This is a genomic window from Streptomyces sp. NPDC005070, assembly GCF_053600395.1.
Map to the genome: position 1 here is coordinate 1 of NZ_JBSFZS010000191.1, position 9,416 is coordinate 9,416.

Below are 9,416 nucleotides of genomic sequence, written 5' to 3' on the forward strand. Positions count from 1 at the left end.
CGGTGTCAGCCTGCGGAGCGCGGGTAAGACCGGGACTCGTCCCGGCGCAGCGCGATGAAACAGGAACCCACCCGAAGCCGCGCCCGACAACAGCGCGGCAGGCGGGAATCGCCCTCCTTTAGGCGGGCGAGGATGTCAATCCGCCCAGGCGCGCTCCAGCTCGGTGCGGAAGGTGGCGGGCTTGCGCCCTGTCAGCTCGGCCAGCGTCGAGTCGACAGGGGTGAACTCTCCATTCCGCGCCGCGGCGAAGATGCTCAGCATCAGGTCGGCGATCGGGGCCGGGGTGCCGTGCGCCACGATCTGCTCGTGGAAGGCGTCGTCGGGGATGACGGTGCGGGTGAAGGGCCGTCCGGTGGCTCGGGTCGCGATCTCCGCGACGTCGCCGAAGTCGAGTGCCGCCGAGGCGGTGAGCGGCGGAGTGGCCCCCTCGAAGCGCGTGCCGTCGACGAGGATCGCGGCAGCGGCCTCGGCGAGGTCGTCGTGGCCGGTCCAGGCCACGGGGCCGTCGGCGGGGAGGGCGATGTCGCCGGTGTGACGGGCGGACTCCAGGAACTGCAAGGCGCTGGAGCCGTAGAAGCCGTTGCGCAGCGCGGTCCACGGCAGGCCGGTGGCACGCAGCATGTCCTCGGTCTGGGCGTGGTCACGGCACGCCTGGAAGCGGGAGTCGTGGGCGGCGCCCATCTGGCTGGTGTAGAGGATGCGGCCGACGCCGGCCTTCACGGCGGCGTCGACGGCGGCACGGTGGCCGGTGACGCACTCCGCACCCGTGCGGTCGAGGGAGACGAGGAGCAGCTGCTCGGCCCCCTCGAAGGCGTGCGCGAGCGAGGCGGGGTCGTCGAAGCTGCCCTGCCGGACGCGGACGCCGCGGTCGGCGAGGTCCTGGGCCTTGCGGGGGTCGCGGACGCTGACGCCGACGCGGTCGGCGGGGACACGTTCCAGGAGGCGTTCGACGGTGCGGTGGCCGAGCTTTCCGGTGGCTCCGGTCACGATGATCATTGAGTTCTCCCAGCGGTGGTTCCAGTGGAATCGTTTCAACAGTAACACTGGTACTTCCGGTGGAATCAAGTTCTCGATATCATCGGTTCATGGTTGGACGAGACTCGCCCGACAGCCCTCGTCGCCGCATCGTCGAGGCGGCCGTCGAGCTGCTGGAGAAGGGCGGCCCTGACGCGATGAGCACCCGCGCGGTCGCCGCCGCGGCAGGGATGCAGCCGCCGGCGATCTATCGCCTCTTCGGCGACAAGGAGGGGCTGCTGGAGGCGGTCGCCGAGCACGGCTATGGGCAGTTCCTGGAGAGCAAGCGTGCGCGGCTCGACCTCGCCCCCGAGAACCCGGTGGAGGAGCTGCGCAGCGGCTGGGACCTGGTCGTGGAGTTCGGGGTCTCGCGCCCCGAGTTGTTCGCGGTCATGAACAGGGCCGGCGGTCGGGGCGTGGCCACGGCCCATCGTGCGGGCCTGGAGATCCTCTACGGCCGGGTGCGCCGACTGGCGGCCGGGGGGTGGCTGCGGGTCGACGAGGAGCTGGCCGCCCAGATCATCCAGGCCACCGGGCAAGGCGCGGTCATCACCTGGCACTCCACTCCCGCGGAACGCCGCACTCCAGAGCTCCTGACCGTCCTCCGCGAGGCCATGGTCGCCGCCATCACCCGCGTCGAACCGACGGTCCCCGCCACGGAGACCGGCCCTGCCGCGGCCGCCCGCGCGCTGCGCGCGGCTCTCCCCGACGACGCCGATGTCCTGAGCGACGCCGAACAGCACCTGCTGCGCGAGTGGCTAACGCGCCTGGCATCGGACGGTGGCACTCGGCGAGCCTGATCGTGCGTCAGGCGCCCTCGCGCAGGTCAGCCCTCCCGGGGAGATCGTTCGATGAAACGGCGAGGAGGTGGCACAGCACGAGGCCGCGGCCGTCGGACCGGTGTGTCAGTGGGTAGCCGGGGCGGCGGCGTATTCCTCGTCGGTGACGGGGGTCAGCCAGTGCACGACGTCGTGGTCGGCGTCGGCTTCGTTGATGGCCAGGTGGACCATCAGCCGGTTCGGCGCGGCGCCGTGCCAGTGTTCTTCGTCGGCTTCGAACAGGACACGGTCACCGGGCCGGATGACTTCGACCGGTCCGCCGCGCCGCTGGCACAGCCCGATGCCTTCGGTGACGAAGACGGTCTGGCTCAGGGGGTGGCGGTGCCAGTGGGTGCGGGCGCCAGGCATGAAGTGCACCAGGTTGGCGCTGACGCGCGAGGGATCGGGCGCGGAGGCGACGGCGTCGATGTAGACGTCGCCGGTGAACCAGTCGGCCGGACCCTTGACGGTGTCGATCGAGCTTCGGGTGATCTGCATGGTCATTCCACTTCGGTGAGAGCGATGCGTGAGGTGCGGGGCGGTGCCGGCGCGTTCGTCCAGGTCAGGGCTTGAGAAGGGCCTTGACGGCGCGGCGTTCGTCCATGGCCTTGTAGCCTTCGGCGACCTGCTCCAGGGGGAGGGTGAGGTCGAAGACCTTGCCGGGGTCGATGCTCCCGGTCAGAACGCGGTCGATGAGGTCGGGCAGGTAGCGGCGTACGGGGGCGGGGCCTCCGCGCAGGCCGACATGGGAGAAGAAGAGTTCCTGTCCGTCCACGGCGACGTCGTGAGGGACGCCGACAAAGCCGACGTTGCCGCCCGGTCGGGCCGAGTGCAGCGCCTGCCGCATGGCCTGGGCGGTGCCCACACACTCCAGCACCGAGTCGGCGCCGATCCCGCCGGTCAGCTCCTTGATCCGGGCCACGCCGTCCTCGCCGCGCTCAGGGACGATGTCGGTGGCACCGAACTCCAGGGCGAGCTTCTGCCGCGATGCGTGCCGTGACATGGCGATGATCCGCTCCGCGCCCAGCTCCTTCGCGGCGATCACCGCGCACAGTCCGACCGCGCCGTCGCCGACGACGACGGCGGTGGAGCCAGGCTTGACCTCGGCGGCGTCAGCGGCCCACCAGCCGGTCCCCATGACGTCGGAAACAGCCAGCAGCCCGGGCCAGAACTCCTCGCCCGGCACCTCGTCGGTGGCGACGAGGGTGCCCTCGGCGTTGGGGATGCGCACGTACTCGGCCTGGCACGTGGACATGAACTCCCGGTTCAGGCAGTTCGACTGGAAGCCGTTCCGGCAGTTCGCGCAGGTGTTGTCCGAGGTCGCGAACGAGCCGACGACGAACTGGCCCTGCTTCACCGACGTGACGTCGGATCCGACCTCCGCCACGAAACCGACGTACTCGTGCCCCATGGGATGGGCGCGCTCGGTCGGCTCCGCCCCGCGGTAGGGCCATAGGTCCGAGCCGCACACACAGGTCACGGCCGTCCGGATCACCGCGTCGGTCGGCTTGAGGATCTTCGCGTCGTCGAGGGTCTCGAAGCGCACGTCACCAGGGGCGTGGATCACTGCTCCGCGCATGAGAAGAGGTTCCTTACGTACTGAGGCCGGGCCACGGGCCCGCGTGCAGAGGTGCGGGCCCCTCCGGAAGGGCGGGTACCCACGTCTTCCAGAAGACCGCGCTTCGCGACGCGCAGCGAGTCACTGCCGAGGGGTGTATCGGCAGTACATCGCTCCGCCGGCGCGAGGGCCTTACCGTCGAGGCATGGACAACCGTCACGAGGTCCGCGAGTTTCTGACCTCGCGGCGCGCCAAGATCAGCCCCGAGCAGGCCGGACTGCCCACAGGGTCCCGACGTCGCGTGCCGGGGTTGCGCCGCAGCGAGGTCGCGGCGCTCGCCGACATGAGCGTGGAGTACTACGCCAAGCTCGAGCGCGGCAGCCTCGCCGGTGTCTCCCCGGCCGTTCTGGAGGCGGTCGCCCGGGTGCTGCGACTGGACGACGCCGAGCGCGCCCACCTGCTGAATCTGGCACAGGCGGCCGACGGCTCCGACGCGCTCACCCGCCCCGGACGGCGCACCAAGGGGCCTCGGAGGGTTCACCACACCCTGCAGTGGACGCTGGACGCCATCACCGCGGGCCCGGCGTTCGTACGCAACGGCCGCATGGACGTCCTCGCGACGAACCCCCTCGCCCGCGCCTTCTACCGCGACATCTACGCCACCCCCGGCAACCAGGCGAACCTCGCGCGCTTCCAGTTCCTCGACCCCGCCTCCCGGCGCTTCTACCCGGACTGGGACCGGTTCGCCGACATAGCCGTCGCCATCCTGCGCACCGAGGCCGGCCGCAACCCCTACGACAAGGACCTGCACGACCTCGTCGGTGAACTCTCCACCCGTAGCGAGGAGTTCCGTACCCGTTGGGGCACACACGACGTCCGCCACCACGGCACCGGAACCAAGCGCTTCCACCACGAGATCGTCGGCGAGCTCACGCTCGCCTTCGAGGGACTGGAACTCGCCGCCGAGCCCGGCCTCACCCTGACCATCTACGCCGCCGAGCCGGCCTCGGCATCCGAGGATCGCCTGCGCCTGCTGGCCTCATGGGCCGCCACGCACGAGACCCCGGCGCCCACACATCAGCAACCCACGACGAACTGAGAGGGGTGTAATCGCGTGAGTCGCATCCTGGTGACAGGCTCGGCGGACGGGCTGGGGCGCGCCGCGTCGGACGCGCTGCTGTCCGCCGGCCACGACGTCGTGGTGCACGCGCGTAACGAGCAGCGCGCGGCAGCCGTGCGGGAACTGGTCGGCCGCGGGGCGGGCCTGGTCCTGGGCGATCTCACGGATCGTGACGCGGTGCGGCGCATCGCCGCCGAACTCGACGACACCGCACCGTTCGACGCCGTGATCCACAACGCCGGCGTATGGAGCGGGCCCGCCGTCATGCCGGTCAACGTCATCGCCCCGTATCTGCTCACGGCCCTGCTGCGCGGGCCGCGTCGGCTCGTGTACCTGAGCAGCGGCTCGCACTACGAGGGGCGCGCCTCCACTGACAGGATCGACTGGCGGGGCGACGGGCCCGGCTCGTACGCGGACAGCAAGCTGTTCGTGACGGCGCTCGCGGCCGCCGTGGCCCGGCTGCGCCCGGAAGGGCCGAGCAACGCCGTGGACCCGGGCTGGGTGCCCACCAAGATGGGTGGCCCTGGCGCGCCCGACGATCTCGAGCTCGGGCACCGCACGCAGGCGTGGCTGGCCTCCAGTGACGATCCGCGGGCCCTGACCACCGGCGGCTACTGGTACCACCAGCAGCGGCAGCGGCCGCACCCTGCCGTGCACGACCAGGGCTTCCAGGACCGCCTGTTGCACACCCTGGGCGAAGAAACCGGGACCGCCCTCGCCTGACCGGGCGGCCCGCCGCATTGCACCTGGAGCCCCTTGAAGGTCCGGTCTTGGTCAAGGGGACGAGGCGTCATCCCGCCGTCCGTTGATCGCGGCGGCGAGCGCAAGGAGCGCTTCGACCTTCTTGAGGGCGTTTCCCCTCCGTCGGCGGCACCACCTGCCGGAACATCACCCATCACTCGTCCGGCACCAACCGGGTCAGACCGTCGGGACCGAGCCCACGGAGTCGTTCTGGACGTCGCGCCGGGACAGGGCGAGGTAGCCGACGAAGCCGACGATGGCGACGGTCCAGGAAGCGGTGACCGGGCCGAGGCCGAGCCCCAGACCGCCGCGCGCGTGGCCGAGCGCCATCCAGTCGGCGACCGACGCCCCGAGCGGGCGTGTGATGACGTACGCGGTCCAGAAGGCGGCGACCGCGTTCAGGGAACCCCAGCGGTGGGCGACGGCCGGCACCGCGATGGCGACGGCGTACAGGACGGCCGAGCCCAGGTAGCCGAGGCCGACCGTGGCCGAGAGGTCCCCGGCCGCCGTGCCGAGCGCGAAGGTGGCGAGCACGGCCGCCCAGTAGAAGACCTCGCGGCGACGGGTGCGGACGCTGTGGATCGAGAGCGTGCGCTCACTCGCGTACCAGACGGCGAAGACAGCGCCCAGCGCGACCAGGAAAAGCGGCGTGGAGATCGTGTACGGAACACCGAGACCGACATGGAGCACATCCGCGGCCATCGTGCCGAACACGCTGACCATGACCACCGCGGTCCAGTAGATCCAGGCCACGTAGCGCCGAACGGCGAACTGGAGCGCCAGCGAGGCCGCGAGAGCCAGCCCGCCGAGCCCCACCGCGGGCACGGGCCCGAGCCGCTGGGCCAGGAAGTCGGAGGCGGTCTCACCCATTCCGGTGGTCAGCACCTTGATCACCCAGAAGTACAACGTGACTTCCGGGACCTTGCTCGCCAGGACGGCGGCGGGCGGGACGGCTGGGGCGTGGCGGGTGAGGTGCTCGGTGCTCATGCGCGGCACCATGACACGCCCGGACCCCCGCGCCACAGAGGGCTTTGCCATGGCTTGGACGCTTCTGGGGGAGGACTTGCCAGGAGTCACGACGAGCCTGAACACAACCTGAACAGCACGGCGGAATGCCTGGTCAGCCCCATGATCCCGGTGATACGAAAGGGGGTCGCGGCGGGCCGGCCGCGCTGGGGCGCGGCTCGTCCGTCACGCTCCCCCCACCAGCACGACCTCCAGGGTGCGCGGCCCGTGCACCCCCTCCACCCGGTCCAGTTCGATGTCGCTGGTGGCGGACGGGCCGGAGATCCAGGTCGACGGGCGTGCCGGGTCGAGGCGTTCCATGGCCTGGGGGACCGACGCCACCACCTGCCCGGGTACCCGGACGACACAGATGTGGTGGTCCGGGATCAGGGTGATCCGGCGGCGGCCCTGGTCCGGACCCCCGTCGAGGACGATCGTGCCGGTCTCGGCGACGGCTAGGGCGCAACCGGTCACCACGCTCTCCACCTCGTCGAGTTCACGGGGCGTGTTCACGGCACGGTCGTGGACCCGAACGGGATCCGCCGCCGACATCCACGCGGGCGGGAGCCCGGGCGGCACGAGCACGTGCCGGGATCCGCGTGCTGCGAGCAACCGTGCGACGACGTACGGCAGTTCGTCCTCGGTGGCGCGGTGCACGATCGCCCGGTAGTCCGCCAGGTTCTCCGCGAGCAGGTCCACCGTCTCCGCGGCACTCCGCGCACCGTGTTCCCGCAGATAACTCCGGCCGACCGCCCGCTCGTACCGGGCGTCTCTCCCGGGCCGTTCGGGCGCCGGGGGAGTGTCGTCCCGGGGCACGTCCGCGAGGGCCCGCCGCACCCGGCCGAGGACCAGATCCCTGCTGCTCACTTCGTCATGTCCTTTCCACCCCGTGTACGTTGCCACCACGCGCGGAACGACTCCGCCGGAACCGTGGGCAGTTCACGGGTCCCGCTCCACGCCCTGCCGGGGCCCGGCAGGGTCCGCGGATGGAAGCGCCGGGTCCCCGACGCCAGCCGCTGTCCGGTGCGCAGGGCGCCGGGACGGCCGAACGCCCAGCTCGCCGCGCGCATCGCCGCCCGCTCGGCGGCGTGTCCCCTGGCCGGCTTCAGTACGACCGTGTTGCCGTCCCGGGTCGCGCGCCCGCCCTGAGCGATCCTCTCCCGCAGATGGACGAGGACTTCGGGGATGTCGATCGCGACCGGACAGACCTCGAAGCAGGCGCCGCACAACGACGAGGCGTACGGCAGGGAGGCGTCGATCTCGCTGGCGGTGCCCCGGAGTTGGGGGCTGAGGATCGCGCCGATCGGGCCCGGGTAGACCGAGCCGTAGGCGTGGCCGCCCGCCCGCTCGTACACCGGGCAGACGTTGAGACACGCCGAGCAGCGGATGCAGCGCAGCGCCTGGCGTCCGACCTCGTCGGCGAGCGTGTCCGTGCGGCCGTTGTCCAGCAGGACCAGATGGAACGTCCGGGGGCCGTCCCCGTCCGTGGTGCCCGTCCACATCGAGGTGTACGGGTTCATGCGCTCGGCCGTCGAGGAGCGCGGCAGGGTCTGCAGGAACACCTCCAGGTCCCGCCAGGTCGGGACGATCTTCTCGATGCCGACGACCGAGATCAGGGTCTCGGGGAGCGTCAGACACATCCGCCCGTTGCCCTCGGACTCGACGACCACGAGCGTGCCGGTCTCGGCGACCATGAAGTTGGCGCCGGAGATACCGACCTTGGCGCGCAGGAACTTCTCGCGCAGATGCAGGCGCGCCGCCTCGGCCAGTTCCGCGGGCGTGTCGGTGAGCCCCTCGGGCGCGGGCCGGCCCCAGGCGCCCATCTCGCGGGCGAAGATGTCACGGATCTCGCCGCGGTTGCGGTGGATGGCCGGGACGAGGATGTGCGAGGGCCTGTCCTTGCCCAACTGCACGATGAGTTCGGCGAGATCGGTCTCGTACGCGCGGATGCCCGCGGCCTCCAGCGCCTCGTTGAGCCCGATCTCCTGCGTGGCCATCGACTTGACCTTGACGACCTCGCGCTCGCCGGTCGCCTTCACCAGGTCCGTGACGATCCGGTTGGCCTCCTCGGCGTCGGCGGCCCAGTGCACGACGCCACCGGCCGCGGTCACCGACTCCTCCAACTGCACCAGATAGCGGTCGAGATGACGGAGCGTGTGGTCCTTGATCCGCTTGCCCGCCTCGCGCAGCTCGGCCCAGTCGGAGACCTCGGCGACGGCCTTGGCGCGCTTGGCGCGGATGGTGTGGGTGGCATGGCGCAGATTGCCGCGCAGGGTGGCGTTGCCGACCGCCTCGCGCGCGGCCTTCGGGAAGGCCGGCATACCGACGAACGTTCCGCTCATGCCGTCGCCTCCTCGGCCGTGCTCGCCAGGATCTCCGCGATGTGCACGGGCCGCATTCCCGTGCTGAGACGGCCCATCGTGCCGCCGATGTGCATCAGACACGAGTTGTCCGCGGCACACAGCACCTCGGCGCCCGTCGACTCGGCGTTGCGCACCTTGTCGGCGCCCATCGCCGCGGAGACGTCGGGGTTCTTGAGGGCGAAGGTGCCGCCGAAGCCGCAGCACTCCTCGGCCCCGGGCAGCTCCCGCAGTTCCAGTCCTCCGACCGCCCGGAGCAGCCGGAGCGGCCGGTCGCCGAGTCCCAGACCGCGCAGCCCGTGGCAGGTGGGGTGATACGTCACGGTGTGTGGGTAGTACGCGCCGACGTCCGTCACCCCGAGGACGTCGACCAGGAACTCGGTGAGTTCGTACGTCTTCGGCACGACCGGTGCCAGCGTCCTGGCCAGGGTGTCCCCGCGGCCTTCCGCGCGGGCCCGTTCACCCATCCGCGGATACAGCTCCCGCACCATCGCCCCGCACGATCCGGACGGCGTCACGATGGCGTCGTACTCCTCGAACACCTCGGCGAAACGCCGGGCGAGCGGCTCGGCCTCATGGCGGTACCCGGTGTTGTAGTGGGCCTGGCCGCAACAGGTCTGCCCCATCGGGAAATCGACGTCGACCCCCAGTCTGGTCAGCAGGTTCACCACGGCGCGGCCCGTGTCCGGATACAGCGTGTCGTTGACACAGGTCAGGAACAGGGCGACACGCATCGCGGCTCCTAGGGGTCGGTCATGGACGGTTGCAGGGTACGTCGCGGGTGCGCGCCGGGAAGGCGG

Annotated in this window: 10 protein-coding genes; 3 read left to right on the forward strand and 7 right to left on the reverse strand. The window is 71.1% G+C overall.

Features of this window, described 5'->3' with window-relative positions:
* Positions 1 to 135: 135 nt before the first annotated feature.
* Positions 136 to 996 (reverse strand): SDR family oxidoreductase, encoded by an 861-nt coding sequence (locus ACWEBX_RS34830; RefSeq protein ID WP_451888760.1) that lies wholly within the window; start codon positions 994 to 996, stop codon positions 136 to 138.
* An 89-nt stretch (positions 997 to 1,085) separates the two neighbouring features.
* Here ACWEBX_RS34830 and ACWEBX_RS34835 point away from each other — a divergent pair, with 89 nt between their 5' ends.
* A complete protein-coding gene (locus ACWEBX_RS34835; RefSeq protein ID WP_451888761.1) occupies positions 1,086 to 1,814 on the forward strand; it encodes a TetR/AcrR family transcriptional regulator in 729 nt (242 codons plus the stop codon).
* A gap of 105 nt (positions 1,815 to 1,919) precedes the next feature.
* Here ACWEBX_RS34835 and ACWEBX_RS34840 read toward each other — a convergent pair whose 3' ends face one another.
* Entirely contained in the window at positions 1,920 to 2,330 is a 411-nt protein-coding gene (locus tag ACWEBX_RS34840) for a (R)-mandelonitrile lyase (protein ID WP_451888762.1), read from the reverse strand.
* A gap of 64 nt (positions 2,331 to 2,394) precedes the next feature.
* On the reverse strand, positions 2,395 to 3,411 hold the full coding sequence (locus ACWEBX_RS34845; protein WP_451888763.1) for a zinc-dependent alcohol dehydrogenase family protein: 1,017 nt from the start codon (positions 3,409 to 3,411) through the stop codon (positions 2,395 to 2,397).
* Between the two features lie 184 nt (positions 3,412 to 3,595).
* Between ACWEBX_RS34845 and ACWEBX_RS34850 the strand changes: the two genes are divergently transcribed.
* Positions 3,596 to 4,489 (forward strand): helix-turn-helix transcriptional regulator, encoded by an 894-nt coding sequence (locus tag ACWEBX_RS34850; RefSeq protein ID WP_451888764.1) that lies wholly within the window; start codon positions 3,596 to 3,598, stop codon positions 4,487 to 4,489.
* A gap of 15 nt (positions 4,490 to 4,504) precedes the next feature.
* Entirely contained in the window at positions 4,505 to 5,233 is a 729-nt protein-coding gene (locus ACWEBX_RS34855) for an SDR family NAD(P)-dependent oxidoreductase (RefSeq protein WP_451888765.1), read from the forward strand.
* A 195-nt stretch (positions 5,234 to 5,428) separates the two neighbouring features.
* On the opposite strand, the gene ACWEBX_RS34860 is transcribed toward ACWEBX_RS34855, so the two are convergent.
* The 4 genes from ACWEBX_RS34860 to ACWEBX_RS34875 form a co-directional block, all read right to left on the reverse strand.
* Positions 5,429 to 6,238, reverse strand: a complete 810-nt coding sequence (locus ACWEBX_RS34860) for a COG4705 family protein (RefSeq protein ID WP_451888766.1) — start codon at positions 6,236 to 6,238, stop codon at positions 5,429 to 5,431.
* Positions 6,239 to 6,442: 204 nt separating this feature from the next.
* Positions 6,443 to 7,123: a LutC/YkgG family protein gene (locus ACWEBX_RS34865; protein WP_451888767.1), complete on the reverse strand. Its 681-nt coding sequence runs from the start codon at positions 7,121 to 7,123 to the stop codon at positions 6,443 to 6,445.
* Positions 7,120 to 8,598, reverse strand: a complete 1,479-nt coding sequence (locus tag ACWEBX_RS34870; protein WP_451888768.1) for a LutB/LldF family L-lactate oxidation iron-sulfur protein — start codon at positions 8,596 to 8,598, stop codon at positions 7,120 to 7,122. Before ACWEBX_RS34870 ends, ACWEBX_RS34865 begins: the two co-directional genes overlap by 4 nt.
* Positions 8,595 to 9,350, reverse strand: coding sequence for a (Fe-S)-binding protein (locus ACWEBX_RS34875; protein ID WP_451888769.1), 756 nt, complete (start codon positions 9,348 to 9,350; stop codon positions 8,595 to 8,597). The genes ACWEBX_RS34870 and ACWEBX_RS34875 overlap by 4 nt, the downstream gene beginning before the upstream one ends.
* Positions 9,351 to 9,416: the final 66 nt, after the last annotated feature.

What these genes read in the sequence shown, in the direction of transcription:
- ACWEBX_RS34830 (WP_451888760.1), bottom strand. Translation starts at nt 996, where the DNA reads ATGATCATCGTGACCGGAGCCACCGGAAAGCTCGGCCACCGCACCGTC.
- ACWEBX_RS34835 (WP_451888761.1), top strand. Translation starts at nt 1,086, where the DNA reads ATGGTTGGACGAGACTCGCCCGACAGCCCTCGTCGCCGCATCGTCGAG.
- ACWEBX_RS34840 (WP_451888762.1), bottom strand. Translation starts at nt 2,330, where the DNA reads ATGCAGATCACCCGAAGCTCGATCGACACCGTCAAGGGTCCGGCCGAC.
- ACWEBX_RS34845 (WP_451888763.1), bottom strand. Translation starts at nt 3,411, where the DNA reads ATGCGCGGAGCAGTGATCCACGCCCCTGGTGACGTGCGCTTCGAGACC.
- ACWEBX_RS34850 (WP_451888764.1), top strand. Translation starts at nt 3,596, where the DNA reads ATGGACAACCGTCACGAGGTCCGCGAGTTTCTGACCTCGCGGCGCGCC.
- ACWEBX_RS34860 (WP_451888766.1), bottom strand. Translation starts at nt 6,238, where the DNA reads ATGAGCACCGAGCACCTCACCCGCCACGCCCCAGCCGTCCCGCCCGCC.
- ACWEBX_RS34870 (WP_451888768.1), bottom strand. Translation starts at nt 8,598, where the DNA reads ATGAGCGGAACGTTCGTCGGTATGCCGGCCTTCCCGAAGGCCGCGCGC.
- ACWEBX_RS34875 (WP_451888769.1), bottom strand. Translation starts at nt 9,350, where the DNA reads ATGCGTGTCGCCCTGTTCCTGACCTGTGTCAACGACACGCTGTATCCG.